The organism is Trinickia sp. HAY1-2D, assembly GCF_056754935.1.
Window position 1 is genome coordinate 2,004,345 of sequence record NZ_JBPGWX010000002.1, and the last position, 24,812, is coordinate 2,029,156.

A 24,812-nucleotide genomic window follows, 5' to 3' on the forward strand; every position below is an offset into this window, starting at 1 on the left:
GTTCACCCGTTTCGAAATCGACCATGACCCGTTCGCACACCATCGAGATCGTCGCTCCCTCCGGCTACCCGCCCGATATGGCCGCCGTCGAGCGCGGCGTTGCGCGACTGCGCGCGCAAGGTCACCGCGTGAGCGGCGAGGAGGTGGCGCAGCGCCGTTACCTGCGCTTTGGCGGCACCGACGCGCAACGTGCGGGCGATCTCAACCGGCTTGCCGATCCGGCCCATCCGCTGCCCGACATCGTGCTGGCCTTGCGCGGCAGCTACGGGGCGGTGCGCATTCTCGACTTGCTCGATTATGCGGGTCTCGCGGGGCGCCTTGCGGGGGTCCCGATCGCGATCTGCGGGCACAGCGATTTCACCGCGATTCAATTGGCGCTCTTTGCGCGTGCGGGTCTCGTGACGTTCGGCGCGCCGATGCTCACGGCCAATTTTGGCGCCGAGGCCATCAGCGCCTTCACCGACGAATGTTTCTGGACGGCGCTCGAATCGAGCGAATTCACCGTGCGCGAACCCGTCGCGCAGCGCGTTGAAATCGACGTGAGCGGCACGCTCTGGGGCGGCAATCTCGCGATGATCGCGGCGCTCGTCGGCACGCCTTACATGCCGCATATCGACGGCGGGATTTTGTTTGTCGAAGACGTCAACGAGCACCCGTACCGCGTCGAGCGCATGCTCTATCAGCTTCATCACGCCGGCATTCTCGCGCGCCAGCGGGCCCTGATACTCGGCGATTTCATCGGCGGGAAGCTGGCGCCCATCGACAATGGTTACGACTTTTCCGCCATGCTCGAGCACATGCGCACCGTCACCGGCGTACCGATCGTAACCGGCCTGCGCTTCGGCCATGGCAGCGAACTCGTCACGCTGCCGTTCGGTGCCCGGGCGCGGCTCCAAGCCGACGGCGACGGATTCTCGCTGACTGTCGGCGGGCATCCCACGCTCGCCTGAACCGCGCTTCCCGTCGCGCAGTGCGCGATAAATTGTTGACAATCTGACGCTCGATTTCGCGCCCGGATGCGGTGCGCACCTTTCTCGGGAATGCACGCGGCTGGCGCGTCCATGCACCAAATAGCGGATTTTTAAGTGAAAACCCGCAATGAAGGGTGGGGCTCGTGCCCGAGAAAATTGTTGACAATCTTTATGTCCAACCTACTATACCGATCATGCCGACGCCGAAATCATCCGACGCCGCAATACCCTCGGCGATTGCCGAGCGCATTCGCGACGCGATCCTCGAACACCGGTTGAAGCCCGGCGCGAAGCTCACCGAGGCTCAGCTTTGCGAGGTGTTCGATGTCAAGCGCGGAACGGTGCGGCAAGCGCTCTCGCAGCTCGCCGGCGAGCATCTCGTCGATCTCGAGCCGAATCGCGGCGCGTTCGTGGCCAGCCCGTCGCTGCGCGAGGTGCACGAGGTGTTCGAGATGCGCCGCATCGTCGAGGCCGCGGTGATCGAGCGCGTTTGCGGCAATCAAGACGGGAAGGGGGCGGCGCATTTAAAGGCGATCGCCAAGATGATCGAGCGCGAACGCGCTGCGTTCGAGCATCGCGATTTCCGCTCGTGGATCCGTCTATCGGGCGAGTTCCATACGGCGCTCGCGGAGCTCACGGGTAATCGCGTGCTCTGCAATTGTCTTGCGGGGCTCGTTGCGCGCTCGACGTTGATCTCGGCACTCTACGAATCGCTGGGGCGCAGTCCGTGCTCGTTCGACGAACACGCACAAATCGTCGACGCAATCGGCGCCGGCGACACCGCGCGCGCCGCGGAATTGATGGTGCGTCATTTGCAGACGGTCGAATTGAAGATGCTCGATCGGCCCGCGCGCGGGGAAGCGGATTTACGCGAGGTATTCGGCTAACACGCGCATGCGCCGTGGCCCTGGCAAGGCGGGTCCGCTTCAACTGATTAGTACAACTAAATAACTTTCAGCCGCGAATCGCGCCGACCGCGGCTGCCGTTCGACAGGCGCTCGGTCTTGCGCGGGTATCCGACACGCCGCGCAGCAACGTTGTTCCTTTACCGGAGACGCTTATGCCTGACCTGACCGTACCCACCGATGCCGGCGCTGTCGGCCCATCGTCCTCCCATGCCGATAAGGGTGTGCCCGCGGGCTATAGCGAACGTCTGTGCAACGCGGATCTCGCGCCGCTGCGCGATCAACACTGGGGCGCGTACAACATCTTCGCGTTCTGGATGTCGGACGTGCATAGCGTGGGGGGCTATGTGTTCGCGGGCAGCTTGTTCGCGCTCGGTCTGACGAGTTGGCAAGTGCTGATTGCACTGCTGGTCGGCATCGGGATCGTGAATGTCTTCGCAAACCTGATCGCCAAGTCGAGCCAGCAAAACGGCGTGCCGTACCCGGTCATTTGCCGCGCCACGTTCGGCGTGCTCGGCGCCAATATCCCGGCCGTGATTCGCGGCCTCATCGCCGTTGCCTGGTACGGGATTCAGACCTATCTCGCATCGAGCGCGTTCGTCATCGTCCTGCTCAAGTTCGCCCCGCAACTGATGCCCTATGCCGACGTTCATCACCATGGCTGGCTCGGATTGTCGACGCTCGGCTGGGCCGGCTTCATGGTGCTCTGGGTCTTGCAGGCACTCGTGTTCTGGAACGGGATGGAGACGATCAAGAAGTTCATCGATTTCGCGGGCCCCGCGGTCTACGTGGTCATGTTCATCCTGGCCGGCTACATGGTTGCGCGCGCAGGCATATCGAACATCCATCTGAATCTGGGAACCGTGAAGTACCACGGCTGGGAGGCATTGCCTGTCACGATCACGGCGATTTCGCTCGTCGTCTCGTACTTCTCCGGGCCGATGCTGAACTTCGGCGACTTTTCGCGCTACTGCAAGAGCTATGCGAGCGTCAAACGCGGCAATTTCTGGGGGCTGCCGGTCAACTTCCTGGCGTTCTCGCTGGTCACGGTCGTGACGACCTCGGCGACGCTGCCCGTATTCGGCGAGCTCATCACGGATCCGGTCTCCACGGTCGGGCGCATCGATCAGCCGTTCGCCGTCGTGCTGGGCGCGCTGACGTTCATGATCGCGACGATCGGTATCAACATCGTCGCGAATTTCGTCTCGCCGGCGTTCGACTTCTCGAACGTGGCGCCGAAGCATATCAGCTGGCGAGCGGGCGGCATGCTGGCCGCGACGGCGTCGGTGTTCATCACGCCGTGGAACCTGTTCAACAATCCGGCCGTGATCCACTACACGCTCGATGTGCTCGGCTCGTTCATCGGCCCGTTATATGGCGTTTTGATCGTCGATTACTTCATCGTGAAGCGGCAGCATGTCGTGCTCGACGATCTCTATTCGATGTCGGAACACGGAACCTACTGGTACCGAGGCGGTGTGAACTGGCGCGCCGTCGCGGCCGTGCTGCCGGCTGCGGCGCTTGCCGTGGCCTGCGTCATGACGCCCGCGCTCGCAACGCTTGCGAACTTTTCGTGGTTCATCGGCGTCGGGCTTGCCGCCTTGTTCTATTGGCTCGCCACACGCGGGCTGCGCGGCTGATCGTCCGACGACATACTCAACGCTCGCGGGAACCACCAGGCCATGAAGATCAAACTCATCAATCCGAATACGACCGCACGCATGACCGATACGATGGCGGCATGCGCGCGCAGCATCGCAGCGCCGGGCACCGAGGTCATTGCCGCCACCTCGAGCATGGGGCCGCCATCGATCGAGAGCTGGTACGACGAGTCGCTCGCGCTGCCGGGGTTGTTGGCCGAAGTGGCGGCCGGCGAGCGCGACGGAATCGACGCTTACGTCATCGGTTGTTTCGGCGATCCGGGCTTGTTCGCGGCGCGCGAGCTTGCGCGCGGACCCGTCATTGGCATTGCCGAGGCCGCGATGCATGCGGCGAGCGTCATCGCACCGGGCTTCACGGTCGTCACCACGCTCGCCCGTACGACGGGCATGGCATGGCATCTGGCGGAGCGCTATGGCATGAAGCGGTTTTGCCGCAACGTGCGCGCGACCGAGGTTGCCGTACTCGATCTTGATCGGCCCGGCAGCGGGGCGCGTCGAGTCATCGTGGATGAATGCCGCCGCGCGCTGGCGGACGATGGCGCCGACGCCATCGTGCTCGGCTGCGCCGGCATGGTCGACCTTTGCCGCGCGATCGAGGACGCGATCGGCGCGCCCGTCGTCGAAGGTGTCACCGCGGCGCTCAAATGGGCGGAGGCGCTCGCCTCGCTCGGGCTCGCCACGGCCAAACGCGGCGAGTATGCTCGTCCGCTCGCGAAGCGCTATGACGGTCCATTGGCCGAGTTCAGCCCGCGCGAGACGCCATAGGGCACCGCACAGCCGGTCCGCGGCATCCGCGCTGCCGGCGCGGGACATATGCGCGCGGTGAGCTTCGCTATCGGCGCGCCCGTATGGGCGCCCGAGGGCGTTTTCTATACACTGATCCGACTGATTCGAACCTTTGCCGTGCCTCGCACGCATGCCGCTGCGCCGCACGGACGGTCAACCTCTTTCTGGCAGGAACTTTGCCATGACATTCGAGCCTCGCTATCCGCGCGACCTGATCGGCTATGGCCGGCAACCCGTCCAGGCCGATTGGCCCGGTGGGGCGCGTATCGCTGTGCAGTTCGTTCTCAATTACGAGGAGGGCGGCGAAAACTGCGTACTGCACGGCGATCCCGCATCCGAGCAGTTTCTGTCGGAAATCGTCGGCGCTGCCGCTTATCCGGCGCGGCACATGAGCATGGAGTCGATGTACGAGTACGGCTCGCGCGCGGGCATCTGGCGCATCTTGCGCGAGTTCGACAAACGCGGCCTGCCGCTTACGATCTTCGGCGTCGGCATGGCGATCGAGCGCAACCCCGAAGTGGCACGCGCGTTCGTCGAAGCGGGGCACGAGATCGCCTGTCACGGATGGCGCTGGATCCACTATCAGGACATGCCGCCCGAGCGTGAAGCCGAGCACATGCGGCTCGGCATGGAGGCGATCGAGCGCGTGACGGGCGTGCGTCCGCTCGGCTGGTATACAGGACGCGACAGCCCGAACACGCGGCGGCTCGTGGCCGAGTACGGTGGCTTCCTTTACGACTCCGACTACTACGGCGACGATTTGCCGTTTTGGACGGAAGTCGAGGTGACAGGCGGCGAAAAGCGGCCGCAACTGATCGTTCCGTATACGCTCGATACGAATGACATGCGGTTTGCGACGCCGCAAGGCTTCAACACGGCCGATCATTTCTTCACCTACCTGCGCGATGCCTTCGACGTGCTTTACGAGGAAGGCGGTGAAGCACCGAAAATGCTGTCGATCGGCATGCATTGCCGTCTGCTCGGCCGGCCCGGGCGTTTTCGCGCGCTGCAGCGGTTCCTCGACCATATCGAAGGCAGGGATCGCGTATGGGTGGCGCGCCGCGTCGACATTGCGCGCCATTGGCATACGCGCCATCCCTATCGGCCAAACAAGGATGGCGCGCGCGCGTGAAGCCCATGCAATACCGATACACGCTGGAACAACTGAACACGATGCCGCGCGACGCATTCGAGGCCGCGCTATCGGGCATCTTCGAGCACTCTCCCTGGGTGGCGCGGCAGGCGGCCGAGGCAAGACCGTTCTCGAGTATCGATGCGCTTCATGCGGCGATGTGCGGCATCGTGGCCAACGCGGGCCCGGCGCGGCAATTGGCGCTCATCAATGCCCATCCGGAACTCGCCGGCAAAGCTGCGGTGCGCGGCGAGTTGACGGCGGAATCGACACGCGAGCAAAGCGGTGCGGGTCTTGCGCAATGCACGCAGGAAGAGTTCGATAAACTGCAGCGCCTGAATCGAGCCTACCGCGAGAGATTCGGTTTTCCGTTTATTCTCGCCGTGCGCGGCTACGACCGGGCGGGCATCATCGCGAATTTCGAAGCGCGTTTGAACAACGCGCGCGACGAGGAACTGCACACGAGCCTGGAGCAGATCTATCGCATCGCGCGGTTTCGCATCGACGATCTCGTGACGGCATGAACGCATTGATGCATCGATGGATCGACATTTCGAACGATACAAAGGACGACAACGATGGCCCTCCCGATTCTCGACCCGAACGCGCCCGAGTTCACGCGCCGCTACGTCAATCTGGCCGACCCCCGCCTGGGCGCGCAGGCACTGGTGGCGAGCGACGAATTTTTCGCGCCCAAGGATCGCATGCTGAGCCCCGAGCCTGCCGTATTCGTTCCGGGAAAGTACGACGAGCACGGCAAATGGATGGACGGGTGGGAGACGCGCCGTAAGCGCACGACGGGGTACGACTGGTGCATCGTGAAACTGGCGCGGGCCGGTATCGTCAAGGGCGTCGACATCGACACGAGCCATTTCACCGGCAACTTTCCGCCGGCGGCCTCGATCGAGGCCGCGTTCGTGCCCGGCGGCGGTCAGCCCGACGATGCAACGCAATGGGCGCAGATCGCGCCTTCCACGACGTTGCAGGGCAATAGCCATCACTACCTGGAGACGAACGACACGCAGGCATACACGCACGTGCGCCTGAATCTGTATCCCGACGGCGGCGTCGCGCGCCTTCGCGTGTATGGCCAGCCGCAAGTCGATTGGGCCGATGTGAGCCGCGGCGCCGCGCTCGATCTGGCCGCGATGGAAAACGGCGCGTATATCGTCGCGGCGAACAACGAACACTTCGGCGCGGCCTCGACGCTATTGATGCCGGGCCGCGGTATCAATATGGGCGATGGCTGGGAGACGCGGCGGCGCCGCGAACCCGGCAACAACTGGGCGATCGTCGCGCTTGCGCATGCGGGCACTGTCGAGAGAATCGAAGTGGATACCGCGCATTTCAAGGGCAACTTTCCCGATCGCTGTTCGCTGCAAGCGGCTTGCGTCTCGGGGGGACCGATCGCTCGATCGTCACGCAGTCGATGTTCTGGCCGGTGCTGCTCGACGAGCAGAAGCTGCGCATGGATGCCCAGCATGTGTTCGACACCGGTCTCGCCGCGCTCGGACCCGTGACCCACGTGCGCTTCAATATCTTCCCGGACGGCGGCGTCTCGCGCTTGCGTGTCTGGGGCCGCATCGAGTGAGCGCGGTATGAGAGAGCTTCTTATCGAACCGCTCACGCGCGCCGCGTTCGCGCCGTTCGGCGATGTCATCGAGCTCGAAGGCGCGCGCCAAATCCCGATCAACCTCGGGACGACGATGCGCTACCACGACCTCGCCCATATCGATGTTGCCGAAGGTGGAGGGCGGCCGCTCTTGAACGTCTTTCGCGGCGAGCCGCGTGCGTTGCCGTTCGAAGTGCGGATGCTCGAGCGGCATCCGCTCGGCAGCCAGGCGTTCGTCCCGCTGACGGACGCGCCCTATTTGATCGTTGTGGCCCCGAAGGGCGAACTCGCGCCGGCCTCGATGCGCGCTTTCGTGTCGCGCGGCTGGCAGGGCGTCAACTACGCCAAGGGCGTCTGGCACCATCCGCTCATTGCGCTCGATCGAGTCAGCGATTTCGTCGTCATCGACCGCGGCGGCGAAGGCCACAACTGCGACGAGCAGACGCTGCTCGAGTCCGTGTGGCTCACCCAGGACGGCATGTGGCGGGCGCTCTCATGAGCGTTCGCGCCCGCTGTCGCCCGAAATGGCGAGGCGGGCAAGCATAATATTGCACTGCCGCAATCATCGAATACCCTGCCCACGTTTCGGCTCTTCCACGCTAAAGACGACGAAATTCGTGTCGTTATCAGAGCTAACGGATTAGAAGCTGGAAGCGCTGCCTACAAGAAGCAGCGCAAACCGTCGAAGAGCGAATACAACGGGGTGTGTCGTGAATCAAAAACGATCGACCTGGACGCGCACGGCCGCGCCGGGAGAAGTCATCTATTCGGAAGGTTTCGCGGGCGAGCCCGTTATCTATGTGATTACGGAAGGCCGAGTCGAGATTTCCACACACTGCGACGAAAAGAAGGTCGTTCTCGCGACGGTCGGCAAGGGCGAATTCTTCGGCGAAGCGGCGCTGCTGCCGAGCGAGCCCCGCGCGCAGACAGCGAAGGCGTTGAGTTTTTGCCAATTGACCGTCGTGCCGTCGAGCATGGTCGATGAAGAGCTCGAGCGTGCTTCGCCGCTGCTGAAGCATTTGCTCAGAACGACCATTCGCCGCGGGAAAAAGAAAGACGACCTGCTCGCTACCTACACACATGCCGATTTCCTGCCGGGCGTGGTCTCGTACGCCCATGTACTGGCCCTGATGGCGAGTGGGGAAGGCACGGAAGCCTCGGATGGCTGGGGACGCCGTTCGCAGCCCGATGAGGTCGCGGTCACGTTGCCCAGTGTCATCGCGAAATGCCGTGCCATCGCCGGCCATTCTCGCCCGCACGTGATGACGATGCTCCGGCGCATGGAAAAGCTCAATCTCGTCGCCATGGAGTTGGGCCGGACCGAGCATCTCGCCAACAACGGCCGGCACTCGACGAACGATGGCGCGACGGCCCGCCAAGTCGTGCGATTCGATCCGGCTCGGATTATCGAGCGCGCACAACAGGTCGCCGACCACGATCTCGATGTCGCGATCAACAGCGAGCTCGAACTGATCGAGCTCTCGGATCTCGAAGCGTTGATCGGCGTCGAGCGCAAGGTGCTCATGAACAAGCTGTCGCACTCGGAGATTGCGGAAGACCTGTTCGCATTTCGCAAGACGAACGTACTCAGCTACGTCGAGCAAAAGGGCATCAGCTATTTCACGAAGCGCAGTGCCCGGCCTGGCGGCGAAGTGGCCTCGCTCGAGGATCTCGAGTACGTCGATCAACGCACGCTGTTCGAAGCGGTCAGCGCGACCGACACATACGATCTCGCCAAGATGCTTGCCGCGATGACGGACGAGGCTGTCGCCGAGCGGCTCCAATCGGTCATGACCGAAGCGCGCAAGAAAGAGGTCTCCTGGGTGATGCGTCGCGAGATCAAGCTCGATCCGCTCGAAGTGAGCGATATCGAGCAGCGGTTCATCGAATCCGTCAGGGCGATCAAATTGGCGGCGGCTGGTGCGCCGGCCGAGCCGGTCAGACGCGAAGCCTGAACGGTAACCCGCGGGCATGACGGGGCGGCCGCGACGGTCATGCCGCGCATGAGGCGGTGAAGCGAGCCGCGCGGCGCGCAAAGGAACACACTATGGACTTGCTGACGATATTCGGCGCGCTGCTGGGCACGGCCGCGATTGGTACGGGTTTTTGGCTGGAAGGCGGGCATTTTTCGACGCTCTTTCAGCTCGAGGCCTTCGTCATCGTGCTCGGCGGTACGCTGAGCGCGGTGATGATCCAGAATACCTGGGCCCGCTTTTTCGACGGCATCAAGCAACTGCATCTCGCGTTCATGAAACCGCGGACCGTCGATCGCGAGAGCCTGTCGGTCCTGCTCGCATGGGGGATCAGGCCAAGCTCAACGGCATGCTGGCTTTCGAGTCGCTCGATACGAGCGGCATCAACCCGTTTGCGCGGCGCGGCCTCGAGCTGCTGGCGAACGGTGTCTCGACTGCGGTGCTCGAAGACGCGTTGCAACGCGAACTCGCCGCCTACGAGCGTAATCGAATGGCCGCGGCACGCATCTGGCAGCAGGCCGGCGGTTATGCGCCGACGTTCGGCATCCTCGGTGCCGTGCTCGGGCTGGTGCATGTCACGGGCCATCTGCTCGAACCCGCTCAGCTCGGGGCCGGCATTGCCGCGGCCTTTACCGCGACGCTCTACGGACTGGCGATCGCCAATATCGTGTTCCTGCCGCTTTACGGCAAGATCAAGGCGCAAGTCGAAAGCGAGCTGCGCTTCAGGCGGCTTTACCTCGATGGTTTGCTCGCAATCTCGCGCAAGGAATCGCCTCAGACGATCGAAACGCGTCTTGCCGGCGAAGTCCGCGAGCGCTCCGCCGAGCTTTTGGCCTGATCGGCCGTCCGTGCCGGCTTTTCCCGGTTGTCGGGCAGCCGGACCGCTTTGACGAGGTTTTCGTGCCATGAACATTTTCACGGGGGGCAAGCGCCTGGCGTCCGACATCGGCGGGCACGAGCGAGGGGAGGACAGCGACGAGCACTCGGAGCGCTGGCTCATTTCCTACGCCGATCTCATCACCACCTTGATGGTGTTTTTCCTGGCGCTGTACGTGCTGCAGCTTGCCCGGTACCGCGAGCTCGAAAGCAAGGCGTTCGAACAGCGCATCGTGAAACAACACGAGCAGGCGGCCGCGGCCAATGCGGCCAATGCCCGCGACGGCGTGCGCGAGGGCGCAAAAAAGACGTTGATGGCATTGCTGAAGCCTTTCGGCGATAGCGGTCAGATCGCCATGGTCGATACGCCGCAAGGGCTCGAAATCGCAATCAACGCCCGGGTTCTGTTCAATTCGGGCGATGCACGGTTGTTGCCCGATTCGTTCGCGGTGCTGACCGAGGTTGCCCACGTGCTGGCCGATCATTCCACCCGCAACGTGCTCGTCGAGGGGCACAGCGACAGCGTTCCGATTTCCAACGCGAAGTACGCGTCGAATTGGGAGCTGTCATCGGCTCGCGCCGGAGCCGTCGTGCGTTTTCTCGTCGACAAGGGCGTCGCACCGCATCGATTGTCCGCCGTCGGCCGGGCCGACAACGATCCCCTCGTGCTCGGCAGCGACGAGGCGGCCCGCGCGGCCAACCGGCGCGTGACGATTCTCGTTCAATACTGAAGCGGCGCGCGCGGTAGGTTTTGCCGCCTCGATCGATCCGGCCCCACTCGATGCCCGCGCTTTGCCGCGGGCATCGTAGTTCTAGCGGCCCCCAAGCGTAGGAAAGCGCTGACAAGGTTGCCTCCACATATTACGTGCGGTTCAGAGTTGGCTGATTTGCTTCGGGGTTTGTCTGACCGATACTTAAGTCACAGGAAATCGGTTTAATTTGCAGCCGATCTGATTGGAAGGCATCCGCCCCAGGAGATTCAAATGAGCCTCATTGCCAAAGACCTGCTCGAACTCAAGCGCCTCACGCAGGGCGGCGCTGGTGCATTGACGCAGCATCTGCTGCGCGAAGTGGCCGCGAATCTGATCGCATTTGGAGTAGCCGACCAACGCAGCGGCGGTTGACACGCGCAGGTCGACGACGCAAACGTTTGCGTGCTGCGCCGCGTCGTGCAAAAGGACATTGGAACATCCCGCGTCAGGCGGGGAAGAACCAGGCAATCAGGGAATCTAACAACAGAGCAGCAAACCCGGATAGAAGCAGAGGAAAGCTATGAACGCGTTTAATAACCACGAATCGATCCGCGAAATCAATCTGTCGTATTTGACGCTCGTGCAGCGGTTGCTGCGCGAGGACCGTAACGAAGGGATGGCGAAGCTGGGCTTGACGGCTTCATTGGCGGAAGTGCTGTCGGGGCTTTCGCCGGAGCAAACCTTGAAGCTCGCGTCGCGCGATCAACTCGTATGCTTCTTCCGCTTGAACGGAGATGCCATGCTGGGCGCCCTCGGTACGCCCGCGGCAGCCAAGCCCATCGCTCAAGAGCCGGCGCAAGCGCTCGCTGCCTGAGCGAGCCGGTGTGAATCCTCTGGTCCGTCGTGGAGGTTGGTAGCCGAGCATTTCAGCGCTCGCTCGGAAACCGCGGTACCGTGCGACGGACTCTACCTGCCCGCCCTTGTCGGCGGGTTTTTTTTCGGCCGCTCACTGTTGCGCGCCGGACTCGAACCATGCCGCTAGCTTCGCTCGCTCGTCGTCGGTCATGTGGGTGACATTGCCGAGCGGCATCGACTTCAACTGAACGGCCTGTTGGTAGATACGCTGCGCGTTTTGCTCGATCTGCTCGTGGGTATCGAACATGACGCCCGCGGGCGCGCTACCCATCAAACTTGGATGCGCCGAGTGGCAGGCCACGCACCGGCCCTGCAGGATGGGTGCGATATCGGCAACGCGCAGCGCGCTAGCCTGAGCCGCCTGGGCTTGCGGCGCGACCGATCGCGGCATCGTCCATACGAGCGCGATCGATACGAGCGCAATGCCGGAGGCCGGCAGATACCAGCGTGCCTCGCCGCGATGACGCATCACGAAGAACTGCCGGATCAATGCCCCCGCGAGCATGATGAGTGCGAGCACGGCCCAGTTATAAGGATGGGCGTAGGTCATCGCGTAGTGGTTCGATAGCATCGCGAAAACGACGGGCAGTGTGAAATAGGTGTTGTGCACCGAGCGCTGTTTGCCGCGCTTGCCGTAGATCGGGTCGGGGGTCTGCCGCTTCAGCATGGCGTCGACCATCTTGCGTTGCCCCGGGATGATCACGAAGATCACGTTGGCCGACATGATCGTCGCCAGCATCGCGCCGACGATGAGATAGGCGGCGCGGCCGGCGAAGACGTGGCAGGCGAGCCAGATCGCCGCGAGCACATACGCGCCTACGCATAGGGCGAGCAGCCGATCGTTCGAGCCGAGTACACGGCACAGCGAATCGTAGACGGTCCAGCCGGCGGCGAGAAAACCGAGCGCCGAAGCGATCGCCACCACCGGCCCCATGTCGAGCACATTGCGATCGATCAGATAGGTGTCCGGTGCAAACAGATAGAGCACGGTAAAAAGCGCGAAGCCTGACATCCACGTGGTGTAGGACGGCCACTTCGACCAATGCAGATGGTCGGGCAACGCCGGGGGGGCGACCATGTATTTCTGCATGTTGTAAAAGCCGCCGCCATGCACGTGCCAGAGCTCGCCCGATACGCCGCGTGCGGCGAGGGCCGCGTCTTTCGGTTTTTTGAGGCTGTTGTCGAGTGCCACGAAGTAAAACGACTCGCCGATCCAGGCGATCGCGGCAACAACATGAAACCAGCGGATCGCGAGGTTGAGCCAATCGGTTACGAAACCTGCCATGAAGTGTCTCCAGCATTCGATTGCGATCGTCGCGGCGCGTCAACTGCCGCGATAGGTGCTGTACGCCCACGGCGAAACGAGGAGCGGCACGTGATAGTGAGCCGCCGCATCCGCCACGCCGAAGCGCAGTACGACGCGATCGACGAAGCGCGGTTGCGGTAGGGCAACGCCGGCCGCGGCGAAGTAATCGCCTGCATGAAAGACGAGCTCGTACTCGCCTGTCGCGAACGCGCTGCCTTCGACGAGCGGCGCATCGCAGCGGCCGTCCGAATTGGTGACAGCGGTGGCGACGAGCGCGCGGCTATCGTCGCCGCCGAGCGCGAACAGTTCGATCCTGATGCCGGCGCCCGGCCGGCCGTGCGCGGTGTCGAGCACGTGGGTGGTGAGTTTTCCCATCGCATGCGGTCCTGAGTTCGTATGTCGGCATTCTAAAAAGTCGAAACGCTGCGTGCGCGACCGATAGGAAAGATAATGGCGCTCGCATGACGCGCGGCAGGGATGGAGCCGGACTCGCGCCGGCGAGGACGACTATATCGTAGCCGTGAAGGTGGGTATCGCAGGTGGACCCATTGCCACCGCTATTTTGGCCCTCGATCGTTAGGGCCTGTCTACATAGGGAGCGTACATGCCCGATCAGTCAGGCGCCGGAGCACCTGCGCCGCGGCCCGCAACGCTGCTCGTCAAGCATGCCGACGTGCTCGTGACGATGGACGGGGCGCGCCGCGAACTGCGCGATGCGGGGCTTTTTATCGAAGGCAACCGGATCGCCGCCGTCGGGCCGACGAGCGAATTGCCGGGCGGCGCGGACGTAGTGCTCGATTTGGCCGGCCATCTCGTGATGCCTGGTCTCGTCAACACTCACCACCACATGTATCAGAGCTTGACCCGAGCAGTCCCCGCGGCGCAAAACGCGGAACTGTTCGGTTGGCTCAAGAGCCTTTACCGCATCTGGGCGCATCTGACACCGGAGATGATCGAAGTCTCGGCGCTGACGGCAATGGCGGAGCTCGTGCTCTCGGGATGCACGACATCGAGCGATCATCTTTATTTGTACCCGAACGGCAGCCGGCTCGACGACAGCATTGCGGCGGCGGCACGCATCGGCATGCGCTTTCACGCGAGCCGCGGCAGCATGAGCGTGGGCGAGAAGGACGGCGGCCTGCCGCCCGATGCCCTCGTGGAGGACGAGGGCGCGATTCTGACGGATACGCAGCGCCTCATCGAGACCTATCACGACGCCGGCCGCTACGCGATGCTGCGTATCGCGGTCGCCCCGTGCTCGCCGTTTTCGGTGAGCCGCGATCTGATGCGCGAATCGGCGGCGCTCGCGCGGGCATACGGCGTCTCGCTGCATACGCATCTGGCCGAAAACGTCGACGACGTGGCCTATACACGCGAACGCTTCGGCATGACGCCCGCCGAGTATGCCGAGGACCTCGGCTGGGTCGGCCCGGACGTGTGGCATGCGCACTGCGTGCAACTCGACGAGGCAGGTATCGGGCGCTTCGCACACACACGGACGGGCGTTGCCCATTGCCCGTGCTCGAACATGCGGCTTGCATCGGGTATCGCCCCGATCCGGGCCATGCGCGACGCCGGCGTGCCGGTGGGACTGGGCGTCGATGGTTCGGCCTCGAACGACGGCGCACAGATGGTGGCCGAGGCCCGGCAGGCCATGCTGCTTCAGCGCGTGGGCTTCGGCCCCGATGCAATGAGTGCGCGGGAGGCGCTGGAACTCGCCACGCTCGGTGGGGCCGCCGTGCTCGGCCGAGACGATATTGGCGCACTCGCCCCCGGCATGGCGGCCGATTTCGTGGCCTTCGACCTGCGTCAACCAGGCTTCGCGGGCGGGCTGCACGACCCCGTGGCCGCACTGGTTTTTTGCGCTCCGTCTCCCGCTGCCTGGAGCGTGATCGACGGGAAGGTGGTCGTGCGCGAAGGCCGGCTCGAAACGCTCGAACTGGCACCGCTTATCGCGCGGCACAACGCGCTCGCGCGCAGCCTCGCGCAAGCGGCGCGCTGAATGCGCGCGGCGTTGCGCGAAGCGGCGTTGCGCCGTATCAAGCCGCATCGCCGACGAGCGAGCGCGTGGCGTCGGCGACTACGCTGCGCAACCAGCGCACTTCGTCGGAGTAGTGCGAGCGTTCGTGCCAGAGCTGGTAGTACTGCATCGGCGGAAAGTCGAGCGGCGCCGGCAGCACGGTGAGCGGCAGAAACTTCGCGTAGTGATCGGCGAAGAGCCGCGTGGTCGTGAAGATCAGATCGGACTTCACGAGCACGTAGGGCGCGAGATTGAAGTAAGGCAGCGTGACGACGACGTGGCGTTTGAGCCGCTCGCGCGCGAGATGCACGTCGATGGCGCCGCGCTGTCCGACCGAATAGGGCGACGGCGCGAGATGCGGGGCGTTCAGGTATTGGTCGAGTGTCAGCGCGCCGCGCTTGGCAAACGGATGGGTCTTGCTCATGACGCAGACGATCTCGTCGATGAACAGATTCGAGAGATGCAATTGCTCGGGCGGCTCAGGCCAGTTGCCGACGACGACGTCGAGCTTGCCCTCCTCGAGCGCGAGTTCGTAATCGAAAGCGGGGCCGAGCGAATGGAACTCGAGCTGCGCGTTCGGCGCGGCTTGCCGGAAGCGCTCGACGACGGTCGGGACGAACAGCACGTTCAGGTAGTCGGGGCAGCCGATGCGGTAGCAACGAATGGAGGTGGCCGGATCGAAATTATGTTGCTGAAAGCGGATTCGCTCGATTTCGCGTAGCGCGTTCTGCACGGGCTCGAGCAGCTTCAGGCCGTATTCGGTCGGCACCATGCCGGATTTGCCGCGCACGAGCAGCGGATCGCCTGTGATGTCGCGCAAGCGGCGCAGCGCGGCGCTGATCGCGGGCTGGGACTGATTGAGCTTGACGGCGGCGCGCGTCACGCTGCGCTCCATCAAGAGGGTATGCAGGACGCGCAGCAGGTAAGTGTCGATCGCCTCGCGTTGCTGACTCATGTTCTCTCCGTTTTCCGTATATTGAGCGGCTGATCGATCGGGGGCGGGGATATCAGGCTTTTAATATGTGCATAAATTCGCGTCAAGCGAGGAATGCGTCGGGTTCGCCTTCGATTTTGTCGGCTCGACGGTACGCCGGGATTTGGGTATCGTCGGACCACGGCGATGCACGCGGGCCGCGGCGGCAAGGCGATTAACTTATGAGCGATCTTTCCTTTTCAGAGAACGGATTCGACGATGCGGCGGCGCCGCGCACACCGCGCCTCGCACTTCACGGTATCAGCAAGCAGTATCCGGGCGTGCGTGCCAACGACGGCGTGGATCTCGTCGTCGCGCCGGGCGAGATCCACGCGGTGCTCGGCGAAAACGGCGCGGGCAAGAGCACGCTGATGAAGATCATCTATGGCGCGGTGCGGCCCGATGCCGGGGAAATCCGCTGGGAGGGGGCGGCGGTCGAGATCGCGAGCCCCGCGGCGGCGCGCAAGCTCGGTATCGGGATGGTGTTCCAGCACTTCTCGCTGTTCGAAACGCTGACCGTGGCCGAAAACATCGCGCTCGCGCTCGACGAACCGTTCGACCTGGCGGCGCTCGCGAAACGGATTCGCGACGTGTCGCACGAGTACGGGCTCGACATCGATCCCGCGCGGCATGTGGCGAGCCTGGCAGTCGGCGAGCGGCAACGTGTCGAGATCGTCCGGTGCCTGTTACAGCGTCCGCGCCTGCTGATCATGGACGAGCCGACTTCGGTGTTGACGCCGCAGGCGGTCCAGAAACTGTTCGAAACGCTGCGGCGTCTTGCCGCTCAGGGCTGCAGCATTCTCTATATCAGCCACAAACTCGACGAAATCCAGGCGCTCTGCGATACGGCGACCGTGATGCGCGGCGGCCGCGTGACCGGTCGCGTGCGGCCGCGCGACGAAACACATGCGTCGCTCGCGCAGTTGATGGTCGGCCATTCGCTGCCGGACTACACGCGCCGGCCCCATACGCCGGGGGCGGTGCTGCTCTCGGTCAGGGACCTGTCGGTTGCGAGCAACGATCCGTTCGGCACGTCGCTCGCCGGCGTCTCGTTCGACGTGCACGAGGGCGAGATTTTCGGCATCGCCGGCGTGTCGGGCAACGGGCAGGCCGAGCTGCTCGCGGCGCTGTCCGGCGAGGGCAATGGCGCGGTCGCTGCCGACGCGGTGATGCTGTGCGGCAAACCCGCGGGGCGGCTTTCGCCCGCCGCGCGCCGGCGGCTCGGTTTCGCGTTCGTCCCGGAAGAGCGGCTCGGGCGCGGCGCGGTACCCGCCATGTCGTTGGCGGAAAACGCGTTGCTGACGGCGCATCGCGACGCGCGCATGGTGCGGCATGGCTGGATTCGCGCCCGGGCGATGCGCGCCTTCGCCAAGCGGTGCATCGAGATGTTCGACGTCCGATGCGGCGGGCCTGATGCGCTCGCGCAATCGCTCTCCGGCGGCAATCTGCAAAAGTTCATCGTCGGACGCGAGATTCTGCTTTCGCCGAGGGTGCTCGTCGTGGCGCAGCCGACCTGGGGCGTCGATGTCGGCGCGTCGGCGTTCATCCGTCAGCAGTTGCTCGATCTGTCGGCGAGGGGCGTCGCCGTGCTCGTCGTATCGGAGGAACTCGACGAGCTCTTCGATATCTGCGATCGCATCGCGGTATTGGCGGGCGGGCGGCTGTCGCCGGCGCGTAAATCCGACGAGACGCACGCCGAAGAGATCGGCCGCTGGATGGCGGGCCTGTTCGGCGATCGGGGCGCAGCGCCGTCGGAGCCGCAGCCGGCGCATAGCTGAGTCCAATAGCCGTCGCCGGCGCATAGCGCTCGCAACCGATACGACAAACGATACCGACCACGACCGTTCGACCATGCCATTTCCTTACCGACTCGAAGCCCGCACAGCGCCTTCCCATACGATGCGGCTTGCGGTGCCGCTCATCGCGGCGGCGCTGACGCTCGTTATCGGATTCGCCATCTTCGGGCTCGTCGGCCGCGATCCGGCCGTCGCCATGCGCGCCTTTTTCATCGATCCGCTCTCGAGCGTCAACGGCTGGTCCGAACTCTTTCTCAAAGCGTCGCCGCTTTGTCTGATCGGCCTGGGACTCGCGCTCGGCTACCGAGCCAACGTCTGGAATATCGGCGCGGAAGGACAAATGCTGGCGGGCGGCATCGCCGCAAGCGGCGTGGCGATCCATTTCGATCAGGCGAGCGGCGCGTGGATCCTGCCTCTCATGATGGCGGCAGGCGTGCTTGGCGGCATGGCTTGGGCGGCGATACCGGCTTTCCTCAAAAGCCGGTTCAACACGAGCGAAATTCTCACGAGTCTCATGCTGACCTATGTCGCCACCCAGTTGCTGATCTTCCTGGTGAGCGGTCCCTGGCGCGACCCGCAAGGCATGAACTTTCCGATCTCGGAGATGTTTTCGGGCGATGCGCTCTATCCGACGTTCGGCGGGGATTGGCATTGGAAGTTCATGCGCGGCACGCGTCTGAATGCGTCGATCTTCATAACGGCCGCGGCGGTTCCGCTCGTCTGGCTTTTCATGCGCAAGAGCTTTGCGGGGTTCCGCATGAACGTGGGCGGGCTCGCGCCGCTGGCGGCGCGCTATGCGGGGTTTTCGGAGGGCCGCACGATCTGGACCTCGCTGCTCGTGAGCGGCGCGCTTGCCGGTCTGGCCGGCATGGGCGAAATCGCCGGACCGATCGGTCAATTGCAGGCGAGCTGGTCGCCGGGCTACGGGTTCACGGCCATCATCGTCGTCTTCGTCGGGCGGCTTCATCCGGTCGGCATCGTTTTCGCGAGCCTCTTGATGGCGTTGCTTTATCTCGGCGGCGAGGCCGTCCAGACCTCACTGCAACTGCCGCAGGCGCTCAGCGGCGTGTTTCAGGGGCTGCTGCTCTTTTGCCTGCTCGGAGCCGATTTGTTCGTGAACTACCGCGTGCGGCGCGTCGCGCTTGCCGGGCAAACCTGAGTCCCTCACCGAACCGTCAGCCCATCAACCGATCAACGATTCAACGATGAACATCGATCAAATCAGTAATCTCGCCGCGAGCGCGGTCGTGGCCGCGATTCCATTGATGTATGCGGGGCTCGGCGAGCTCGTGACCGAAAAGTCGGGGGTGCTGAACCTCGGCGTCGAAGGCATGATGCTGATGGGCGCGGTAAGCGGTTATGCCGTGACGGCGACGACGGGCAACGCGTGGCTCGGGGTGGCCGCCGCGATCGGTGCCGGCGCCGCCATGGCACTGCTGTTCGCCTTTCTCACGCTGACGATGCTGGCCAATCAAGTGGCGACGGGACTCTCGCTGACGATCTTCGGTATCGGGCTGTCGGCCTACGTGGGCAAGCCCTACACGTCGGCGGCGGCGCACACGACGATCGCGGCATGGCCGATTCCCGGCCTCGCGCATGTGCCGGTGCTGGGGCCGTCGGTCTTTACACTGACGCCCCTCGGCTACCTTGCGTTCGCCCTGTTTGGCGCCGTTGCGTGGTTCCTCTACCGCACGCGTGCGGGGCTCGTATTGCGTTCGGTCGGCGAATCGCCGCAAGTGGCCCACTCGGTCGGCTTTTCGGTCGTTGGCGTGCGCTACGGCGCGACCGTTTTCGGCGGCGGCATGGCCGGGCTCGCGGGCGGCTATTACTCGATCGTCTATTTGCAGCTCTGGCAGGAGCAATTGACTTCGGGGCGCGGCTGGATCGCGCTGGCGCTCGTGGTGTTCGCCACCTGGCGGCCTTGGCGGCTACTGGTCGGCGCGCTGCTCTTCGGCGCCGTGACCGGTCTTCAGTTTTACGCGCAAGGTGCGGGCGTGCCGGTGCCGACACAGTTTCTCGCGATGTTGCCCTACCTGGCGACGATCGTCGTGCTCGCCGTGATCTCGCGCAATCCGAACACGATCAAGCTCAATGCGCCAGCGTCGCTCGGCAAGCCGTTCTTCGCCGCGGGCTGAAGGCCGCGTTTCGCTGGGCGCACGAACCTGTCGCATGAAAACCGCTTCAATCCACACAAACGGAGAAATTCGATGAGAAGAAAAATGTCGACCACGCTCGCCGGTGCATTCGCGCTCGCGCTGGCCTGTGCCTTCGGCACAACGGCGCAGGCCGCGGATGCACCGGGCGTGGCGTTCGTCTACCTCGGCAATCCCGGCGACGCGGGATGGACCTATGCGCACGATCAAGGTTCGAAGGAAGCCGAAGCCAAGTTCGGAAGCAAGATCAAAGTGACCCGTGTCGAGAACGTGCCCGAATCGGCCGATTCCGAACGCGTTTTTCGCGACCTGGCGAACAAGGGCAATAAGATCATCATCGGCACGAGCTTCGGCTATCAGGACTTCGAGCTGAAAGTCGCGAAAGATTTCCCCGATACCGTCTTTCTCCACGCCACCGGTTACAAAAAGGCGCCCAATTTCGGCACCTATGATGTGCGAATGTACCAGGGCGCCTACCTGGCCGGCGTGGTCGCCGGCTATGTGACCAAAACGAATACGCTCGGCTTCGTCGCCTCGGTGCCCATTCCGGAAGTGGTCCGCAACATCAATGCTTACACGCTCGGTGCCCGCTCAGTGAATCCGAAGATCCATACGAAGGTCATCTGGATCAACAGCTGGTTCGATCCGGGCAAGGAAAAGCAGGCGGCCGAAACGCTGATCGGTCAAGGGGCCGATGTGCTGCTGCAAAACACGGATTCGAGCGCGACGCTTGCAACGGCGGAGGCCCGGAAAGTCCATGCCTTCGGTTGGGACTCGGACATGAAGAAGTTCGGACCCGATGCGCATCTGGGTTCGGTGGTCGCGCACTGGGGTGTCTATTACTCGGCCGCGATTGCGCAGGTACTCGACGGCAAGTGGAAGAACGAGCCTGTCTGGTGGGGCATTCCGCAGAAGGCGGTCAATCTCGAAGACCTCAATACCGCGGCGATCCCGGCCGAGGCGCAAAAGAAAGTCGAGGCCAAGCGCGGCGAAATCGCCGGCGGCAAATGGGACGTCTTCAGCGGGCCGATCAAGGATCAGTCCGGGGCGGTGAAAGTCCCGGCGGGCAAGGCGCTTGCCGATACCGAACTGCAGCGGCTCAATTGGTATGTCGAAGGCGTCGAGGGTGCGCTGCCGAAATAAGAAGGCTCACCGGGGGCGTGCCGTTGCCGCGCGGCCCCCGGGTGACCCGGCGGTATCGGGCGCTGAAGCCGAGCGTCAATCGTCCAGACGCATGCCGACCTTGAGCGAGACTTGCCAGTGCGCAATGGCGCCATTCGACAGATGCCCCCGAATCTCGGTCACCTGAAACCAGTCGAGGTTGCGCAGGGTCTTCGTGGCCCGTTCAAGGGCGCAACGGATGGCATCGTCGCTCGATTTCGTCGACGAGCCCGTGAGCTCGATCTGCTTGTAGACGTGGTCGTTCATGAGAGACTCCGTTCTTGGCGGGAAAAGAAAGTATAGGCAGCGCTGACGCGCGCCATGCGACTGAATCCGGCGACAGCGCGCAAGCGAACACATGGTGCAGGCATGCGCCGAGCGCGAGACGCGGCCACCATGGCCGAAGGCGCAGGGTTCGTTCCAAGGCTCTGGAGGGAAAGGGGGAACGATGGATATCGGATTTTGCGGCGCGGGTCTCATGGGAGGCCCGATGGTGCGCCGCCTGTTGCAGGCGGGTCACCGGGTCTGGGTCTGGAATCGCACGCCCGGGAAGGCGCAGGCACTGCTGGCTGCCGGCGCGCACCGTGTGGAGACACCGCGCGAGCTGACGGATCGCGTGGATGCCGTTTTCCTGTGCGTATCGGACGCGCATGCCGTCGACGAAGTCGTCTTCGGTCTCGGCGGCATACTCGGCGAAGACTGTGCCGACGCCGGGGCGGGCCGGATCCGGCATATCGTCGACCATTCGAGCATCCCACCGGCCGCCACGCGCGACTATGCGGCCCGCGCAGCCCGGTTCGGCGTGGCCTGGATCGACGCACCGGTCTCCGGCGGCGTGCCCGGTGCCGAAGCCGGAACGCTCGCCGTCATGGCGGGAGGCGCGGCGGATGACATCGATTTACTGACGCCCGTGATCGCTGCCTATGCGGCACGCGTGACGCGGATGGGCGAGGTCGGAGCCGGGCAGACGACGAAGCTGTGCAATCAGGCCATCGTCTGCGCAACCGTCGCGGCGATCGCGGAAGCCGTGGGATTGGCCGAGCGCAGCGGCATCGATGCGGCGCGGCTGCCCGAAGCGCTCGCGGGGGGCTGGGCCGATTCGGTGCTGCTACGCACGTTCGTGCCGCGCATGACCGGGACGGGACATACGCCGCTCGGTTCGTTGAAAACCTTTCAGAAAGATATCGACACCATAGCCGATGCCGCCCGCGATGCCGGTGCCGTGATGCCGGTGGTAAGCGAAGTGCAGCAGATCGTGCGGCTCGGCGCCGCGATGGGGCTGGCCAACGCCGATCTCGCGGCGTTCATCGACGTGGTCCACCCACGCCGGGCGTAGGCCACGAGACGCGAGCGCCGCGAGCGTCGGCGCTGTCAGCGCAGCGATCGCGGGGTGGCGTCCCCGGCGTTCTGGCGGCGCGGGCCGCGCTCCGTCACGGCGGCGCCGAACTCCGGAAGAATGCGAGCACGGGCACGGCTCGCGAACACGAGAAAGCCGAAGCCGTTGGCTTCATACCAGTAGCCACCGTTCTCGAGACCGTCGAGCGGCTGTTCGAGCGCGTTTGCGATCGACTCGATGCAGCGGCGCCGCAAATCGTCGACTGCGGGATAGGGCGGTTGCGCGCCGCGGACGCTGCAAAGCAGGACATCGAGCCCGGGTAGCACATGAGCATAGAGCACGGGCTCGTCCTGGGCGCGTGCGCGTGCGATCTTCGTGTCGAGCTGACAGAAAGGTTTGAACTGCCGCAACACGGCAAGAAAGGACTCCTCGCTCGGGGCGCTCGCGCGCCGGCGCTTTCTCGGGAAGGACATAAACATTCGCCTGAAAAAGAATTGCAAGAAAGACAGCGTCCTCATGCGACCACTCCCGGCTCTCGCGCGCCGCACGTCGATCTTTTATAGCATACGGATACGGCGTCTTCACGATCGGCGCATGCTTCATGCAAATCGTGCCCCGTATGCAGTGGCGCAAGCGTGCGAGACTCGCGTCCCCACACTCGCCCGACATCTATGCCAATAATAGGCCCGTGTATCGTGCGCGTGCTCATCGAATTGAGAAAAAATGGCGATTTTGCGTACGCTCGCGCCTCTTCGGGCGCGTTGAAATATCGAACGGCAGCGACGATAATGGGGCGGTTCACGTTCCTCTCGGCCGCAAGGGCCGTGCCGCGGCGCAGCCACGATCGATTTACGGCGCGCGGTTCGGAGCAAGAGGAGACAGGAGAGGGCCGCTAAGGACACATGAAACTGTTCACGAAGGGGCTGCTGCTGATCGCGGTGCCGAGCGTCGTCGAACTGGCATTGCTCGGCATGTTGTCGAAGACTCAGGAGCAGACGTCGCAGGCCGCGCAGTGGGCAGCGCACAGTAAGCAGGTTCTCTATCAGGCGTCGGTGATCGCCGATCCGCTCTTGCGCGCGGCGTCCCGCGTGCGCGCGGGGCTCATCGCAGGCGACCCCGCGTTTATCGACCGTCGCACGGTCTGGGTCGACCTGGGCGATCGGCTGGCGCAACTCGAGCGGTTCGTTGGCGACGATCCGCTTCAGGTGGAGCGCGTGCGGCGCATGCGCGAAGCGGTCAATGCCTATCGCGCGCAGGCCGACGCAGTCTACGCCGCACTGCGCAGCGGGCAGCGGATCCGGCTGGCGTCGGTCGAAGACTCGCCGCTGCCGGAGCCCATCCGGGTATTTCGCGACGAACTCGATGCGTTCGTCGATGCCGAATCGCGGCTGGATGCGCAGCGCAGCGCCGAGCTTGCCGCCACACGCGACGAGCAGCGTCATGCGCTCGTGGCCGCGATTGCCGGCTCGATGCTGATTTGGGCTGTTGCGGCGCTGGGCTTCGCGGGCAATATCGGCCGCCGGCTGGCCACGCTGACTGCCAACGCCGAGCGGTTGGGCCGCGCGCAGTCGCTCGGCGCACCGCTCGCGGGTAACGACGAACTGGCGGAGCTCGACGCCGTGCTCCATCGGACCAGCGCCCGGCTGGCGGCCGCGGACCAGGAACAGATCGCGTTGCAGCGCACGCTGGAGGCGCGCGCGCGGGAACTGACCGAGGTGAATGACAATCTGCGCCAGCAAAAGCAGGACAACGATATGTTCATCTATAGCGTCTCGCACGATTTGCGCTCGCCGCTCGTCAATTTGCAGGGCTTTTCGCGGGAGCTGCAGGTATCGTGCGATGAATTGCGCGGGATGCTGGACGACGCGCGTTTGCCCGGACCCGAGCGAGCGCGCATCTCCCACGTGCTGGATGGTAATTTGAGCGAGGCATTGCATTTTTTGCGGACCGCCGTCTCGCGCTCGGCGTCGATCATCGACGCACTATTGCGCATTTCGCGAGCGGGCCGCCTCGAGTATCAGTGGCAGCGGGTGAGTGTGGCGCGGGCCGTGGCGCGTGTGGTGGAATCGCTGCATGCGCAGATCAGCGAGCGCGGTGTCGCGATCTCGGTCGGTGAGTTGCCCCCGGTATGGGGCGACCCGACGGCGATCGAGCAGATTTTCGGCAACCTCATCGGTAACGCCGTCAATTATCTGGACCCGACGCGAACCGGCCGCATTGAAATCGGCGCGCTCGAGCAGCCGCCCGCCGAGCCCGGCGAGCGTGCGACACGCATGCGCACTTATTATGTGCGTGACAACGGGCTCGGTATCCCCAAGGCCTATATGTCGAAGATGTTCAGTGCGTTCCAGCGGCTGCATGGCGATCGAACCAAGGGCGACGGCATCGGGCTCGCGCTCGTGCGGCGCGTGACCGAACGGCACGGCGGCCGCACCTGGGTCGAATCCGAGGAAGGCGTGGGGTCCACGTTTTTTGTGACACTGCCGGAACAACCAGTCCGTTCGTAATCTGTCAAAGAAAACGACAAACCAATCGAGAGGCGAA

At 64.1% G+C, this 24,812-nt stretch carries 23 protein-coding genes and 2 pseudogenes; 20 read left to right on the forward strand and 5 right to left on the reverse strand.

The window, feature by feature from the left end; all coding sequences use genetic code 11:
- Window positions 1-23 precede the first annotated feature (23 nt).
- From ldcA to ACR9ZC_RS16575, 13 genes and pseudogenes are all read left to right on the forward strand, one after another.
- Window positions 24-950 carry a muramoyltetrapeptide carboxypeptidase gene (gene ldcA, locus ACR9ZC_RS16515; RefSeq protein WP_481581121.1) on the forward strand — a complete coding sequence of 309 codons (927 nt, stop codon included), beginning with the start codon at window positions 24-26 and terminating at the stop codon, window positions 948-950.
- A gap of 215 nt (window positions 951-1,165) precedes the next feature.
- On the forward strand, window positions 1,166-1,858 hold the full coding sequence (locus ACR9ZC_RS16520; RefSeq protein ID WP_481581122.1) for a GntR family transcriptional regulator: 693 nt from the start codon (window positions 1,166-1,168) through the stop codon (window positions 1,856-1,858).
- Window positions 1,859-2,031: 173 nt separating this feature from the next.
- Window positions 2,032-3,516 (forward strand): NCS1 family nucleobase:cation symporter-1, encoded by a 1,485-nt coding sequence (locus ACR9ZC_RS16525; RefSeq protein WP_481581123.1) that lies wholly within the window; start codon window positions 2,032-2,034, stop codon window positions 3,514-3,516.
- A gap of 42 nt (window positions 3,517-3,558) precedes the next feature.
- Window positions 3,559-4,302 (forward strand): aspartate/glutamate racemase family protein, encoded by a 744-nt coding sequence (locus ACR9ZC_RS16530; RefSeq protein WP_331572158.1) that lies wholly within the window; start codon window positions 3,559-3,561, stop codon window positions 4,300-4,302.
- A gap of 202 nt (window positions 4,303-4,504) precedes the next feature.
- Window positions 4,505-5,455, forward strand: coding sequence for an allantoinase PuuE (gene puuE / locus ACR9ZC_RS16535; RefSeq protein ID WP_481581124.1), 951 nt, complete (start codon window positions 4,505-4,507; stop codon window positions 5,453-5,455).
- Window positions 5,452-5,979 carry a 2-oxo-4-hydroxy-4-carboxy-5-ureidoimidazoline decarboxylase gene (gene uraD, locus ACR9ZC_RS16540; RefSeq protein ID WP_481581125.1) on the forward strand — a complete coding sequence of 176 codons (528 nt, stop codon included), beginning with the start codon at window positions 5,452-5,454 and terminating at the stop codon, window positions 5,977-5,979. Before puuE ends, uraD begins: the two co-directional genes overlap by 4 nt.
- A 54-nt stretch (window positions 5,980-6,033) precedes the next feature.
- A pseudogene (gene alc, locus ACR9ZC_RS16545) lies at window positions 6,034-7,046 on the forward strand (allantoicase).
- Window positions 7,047-7,053: 7 nt separating this feature from the next.
- The gene (locus ACR9ZC_RS16550; RefSeq protein WP_481581126.1) at window positions 7,054-7,566 is read left to right on the forward strand and encodes an ureidoglycolate lyase; all 513 of its coding nucleotides are present in this window, start codon (window positions 7,054-7,056) and stop codon (window positions 7,564-7,566) included.
- A gap of 211 nt (window positions 7,567-7,777) precedes the next feature.
- Window positions 7,778-9,022 (forward strand): Crp/Fnr family transcriptional regulator, encoded by a 1,245-nt coding sequence (locus ACR9ZC_RS16555; protein WP_331572168.1) that lies wholly within the window; start codon window positions 7,778-7,780, stop codon window positions 9,020-9,022.
- A 92-nt stretch (window positions 9,023-9,114) separates the two neighbouring features.
- Window positions 9,115-9,878 (forward strand): annotated as a pseudogene (locus tag ACR9ZC_RS16560) (flagellar motor protein).
- A 67-nt stretch (window positions 9,879-9,945) separates the two neighbouring features.
- Window positions 9,946-10,647: an OmpA/MotB family protein gene (locus tag ACR9ZC_RS16565; RefSeq protein WP_481581127.1), complete on the forward strand. Its 702-nt coding sequence runs from the start codon at window positions 9,946-9,948 to the stop codon at window positions 10,645-10,647.
- Between the two features lie 252 nt (window positions 10,648-10,899).
- Complete coding sequence (locus tag ACR9ZC_RS16570; RefSeq protein WP_481581128.1) at window positions 10,900-11,040, forward strand: hypothetical protein; 141 nt, start codon at window positions 10,900-10,902, stop codon at window positions 11,038-11,040.
- Window positions 11,041-11,188: 148 nt separating this feature from the next.
- The gene (locus tag ACR9ZC_RS16575) at window positions 11,189-11,482 is read left to right on the forward strand and encodes a flagellar transcriptional regulator FlhD (RefSeq protein ID WP_481581129.1); all 294 of its coding nucleotides are present in this window, start codon (window positions 11,189-11,191) and stop codon (window positions 11,480-11,482) included.
- A 132-nt stretch (window positions 11,483-11,614) separates the two neighbouring features.
- On the opposite strand, the gene ACR9ZC_RS16580 is transcribed toward ACR9ZC_RS16575, so the two are convergent.
- Window positions 11,615-12,808 carry a urate hydroxylase PuuD gene (locus ACR9ZC_RS16580; protein WP_481581130.1) on the reverse strand — a complete coding sequence of 398 codons (1,194 nt, stop codon included), beginning with the start codon at window positions 12,806-12,808 and terminating at the stop codon, window positions 11,615-11,617.
- A 39-nt stretch (window positions 12,809-12,847) separates the two neighbouring features.
- Entirely contained in the window at window positions 12,848-13,204 is a 357-nt protein-coding gene (gene uraH, locus ACR9ZC_RS16585; RefSeq protein WP_481581131.1) for a hydroxyisourate hydrolase, read from the reverse strand.
- A 229-nt stretch (window positions 13,205-13,433) separates the two neighbouring features.
- Here uraH and ACR9ZC_RS16590 point away from each other — a divergent pair, with 229 nt between their 5' ends.
- Window positions 13,434-14,831, forward strand: coding sequence for an 8-oxoguanine deaminase (locus tag ACR9ZC_RS16590; RefSeq protein ID WP_481581132.1), 1,398 nt, complete (start codon window positions 13,434-13,436; stop codon window positions 14,829-14,831).
- Between the two features lie 37 nt (window positions 14,832-14,868).
- On the opposite strand, the gene ACR9ZC_RS16595 is transcribed toward ACR9ZC_RS16590, so the two are convergent.
- The gene (locus ACR9ZC_RS16595; RefSeq protein WP_331572182.1) at window positions 14,869-15,804 is read right to left on the reverse strand and encodes a LysR substrate-binding domain-containing protein; all 936 of its coding nucleotides are present in this window, start codon (window positions 15,802-15,804) and stop codon (window positions 14,869-14,871) included.
- A 200-nt stretch (window positions 15,805-16,004) separates the two neighbouring features.
- Between ACR9ZC_RS16595 and ACR9ZC_RS16600 the strand changes: the two genes are divergently transcribed.
- The 4 genes from ACR9ZC_RS16600 (at window position 16,005) to ACR9ZC_RS16615 (ending at window position 20,914) form a co-directional block, all read left to right on the forward strand.
- Window positions 16,005-17,600 (forward strand): ABC transporter ATP-binding protein, encoded by a 1,596-nt coding sequence (locus ACR9ZC_RS16600; protein WP_481581133.1) that lies wholly within the window; start codon window positions 16,005-16,007, stop codon window positions 17,598-17,600.
- 73 nt (window positions 17,601-17,673) lie between these two features.
- Window positions 17,674-18,777, forward strand: coding sequence for an ABC transporter permease (locus ACR9ZC_RS16605; protein WP_331572186.1), 1,104 nt, complete (start codon window positions 17,674-17,676; stop codon window positions 18,775-18,777).
- 46 nt (window positions 18,778-18,823) lie between these two features.
- On the forward strand, window positions 18,824-19,753 hold the full coding sequence (locus ACR9ZC_RS16610) for an ABC transporter permease (RefSeq protein ID WP_440559370.1): 930 nt from the start codon (window positions 18,824-18,826) through the stop codon (window positions 19,751-19,753).
- Between the two features lie 72 nt (window positions 19,754-19,825).
- The gene (locus ACR9ZC_RS16615; protein WP_481581134.1) at window positions 19,826-20,914 is read left to right on the forward strand and encodes a BMP family ABC transporter substrate-binding protein; all 1,089 of its coding nucleotides are present in this window, start codon (window positions 19,826-19,828) and stop codon (window positions 20,912-20,914) included.
- Between the two features lie 75 nt (window positions 20,915-20,989).
- Here the strand turns inward: ACR9ZC_RS16615 and ACR9ZC_RS16620 are convergent, their stop codons facing one another.
- Window positions 20,990-21,199, reverse strand: coding sequence for a dodecin (locus tag ACR9ZC_RS16620; protein WP_173258142.1), 210 nt, complete (start codon window positions 21,197-21,199; stop codon window positions 20,990-20,992).
- Window positions 21,200-21,380: 181 nt separating this feature from the next.
- Between ACR9ZC_RS16620 and ACR9ZC_RS16625 the strand changes: the two genes are divergently transcribed.
- Window positions 21,381-22,268: an NAD(P)-dependent oxidoreductase gene (locus ACR9ZC_RS16625; RefSeq protein ID WP_481581135.1), complete on the forward strand. Its 888-nt coding sequence runs from the start codon at window positions 21,381-21,383 to the stop codon at window positions 22,266-22,268.
- 35 nt (window positions 22,269-22,303) lie between these two features.
- Here the strand turns inward: ACR9ZC_RS16625 and ACR9ZC_RS16630 are convergent, their stop codons facing one another.
- Entirely contained in the window at window positions 22,304-22,786 is a 483-nt protein-coding gene (locus ACR9ZC_RS16630; protein WP_331572195.1) for a hypothetical protein, read from the reverse strand.
- A 384-nt stretch (window positions 22,787-23,170) separates the two neighbouring features.
- Between ACR9ZC_RS16630 and ACR9ZC_RS16635 the strand changes: the two genes are divergently transcribed.
- Entirely contained in the window at window positions 23,171-24,775 is a 1,605-nt protein-coding gene (locus tag ACR9ZC_RS16635) for a sensor histidine kinase (RefSeq protein ID WP_481581136.1), read from the forward strand.
- The last annotated feature ends 37 nt before the right edge of the window (window positions 24,776-24,812 follow it).

Coding starts and splice junctions, on each gene's coding strand:
- ldcA (WP_481581121.1), top strand. CDS start 24: ATGACCCGTTCGCACACCATCGAGATCGTCGCTCCCTCCGGCTACCCG.
- ACR9ZC_RS16520 (WP_481581122.1), top strand. CDS start 1,166: ATGCCGACGCCGAAATCATCCGACGCCGCAATACCCTCGGCGATTGCC.
- ACR9ZC_RS16525 (WP_481581123.1), top strand. CDS start 2,032: ATGCCTGACCTGACCGTACCCACCGATGCCGGCGCTGTCGGCCCATCG.
- ACR9ZC_RS16530 (WP_331572158.1), top strand. CDS start 3,559: ATGAAGATCAAACTCATCAATCCGAATACGACCGCACGCATGACCGAT.
- puuE (WP_481581124.1), top strand. CDS start 4,505: ATGACATTCGAGCCTCGCTATCCGCGCGACCTGATCGGCTATGGCCGG.
- ACR9ZC_RS16550 (WP_481581126.1), top strand. CDS start 7,054: ATGAGAGAGCTTCTTATCGAACCGCTCACGCGCGCCGCGTTCGCGCCG.
- ACR9ZC_RS16565 (WP_481581127.1), top strand. CDS start 9,946: ATGAACATTTTCACGGGGGGCAAGCGCCTGGCGTCCGACATCGGCGGG.
- ACR9ZC_RS16570 (WP_481581128.1), top strand. CDS start 10,900: ATGAGCCTCATTGCCAAAGACCTGCTCGAACTCAAGCGCCTCACGCAG.
- ACR9ZC_RS16575 (WP_481581129.1), top strand. CDS start 11,189: ATGAACGCGTTTAATAACCACGAATCGATCCGCGAAATCAATCTGTCG.
- ACR9ZC_RS16580 (WP_481581130.1), bottom strand. CDS start 12,808: ATGGCAGGTTTCGTAACCGATTGGCTCAACCTCGCGATCCGCTGGTTT.
- uraH (WP_481581131.1), bottom strand. CDS start 13,204: ATGGGAAAACTCACCACCCACGTGCTCGACACCGCGCACGGCCGGCCG.
- ACR9ZC_RS16590 (WP_481581132.1), top strand. CDS start 13,434: ATGCCCGATCAGTCAGGCGCCGGAGCACCTGCGCCGCGGCCCGCAACG.
- ACR9ZC_RS16595 (WP_331572182.1), bottom strand. CDS start 15,804: ATGAGTCAGCAACGCGAGGCGATCGACACTTACCTGCTGCGCGTCCTG.
- ACR9ZC_RS16600 (WP_481581133.1), top strand. CDS start 16,005: ATGAGCGATCTTTCCTTTTCAGAGAACGGATTCGACGATGCGGCGGCG.
- ACR9ZC_RS16605 (WP_331572186.1), top strand. CDS start 17,674: ATGCCATTTCCTTACCGACTCGAAGCCCGCACAGCGCCTTCCCATACG.
- ACR9ZC_RS16610 (WP_440559370.1), top strand. CDS start 18,824: ATGAACATCGATCAAATCAGTAATCTCGCCGCGAGCGCGGTCGTGGCC.
- ACR9ZC_RS16615 (WP_481581134.1), top strand. CDS start 19,826: ATGAGAAGAAAAATGTCGACCACGCTCGCCGGTGCATTCGCGCTCGCG.
- ACR9ZC_RS16620 (WP_173258142.1), bottom strand. CDS start 21,199: ATGAACGACCACGTCTACAAGCAGATCGAGCTCACGGGCTCGTCGACG.
- ACR9ZC_RS16625 (WP_481581135.1), top strand. CDS start 21,381: ATGGATATCGGATTTTGCGGCGCGGGTCTCATGGGAGGCCCGATGGTG.
- ACR9ZC_RS16630 (WP_331572195.1), bottom strand. CDS start 22,786: ATGAGGACGCTGTCTTTCTTGCAATTCTTTTTCAGGCGAATGTTTATG.
- ACR9ZC_RS16635 (WP_481581136.1), top strand. CDS start 23,171: ATGAAACTGTTCACGAAGGGGCTGCTGCTGATCGCGGTGCCGAGCGTC.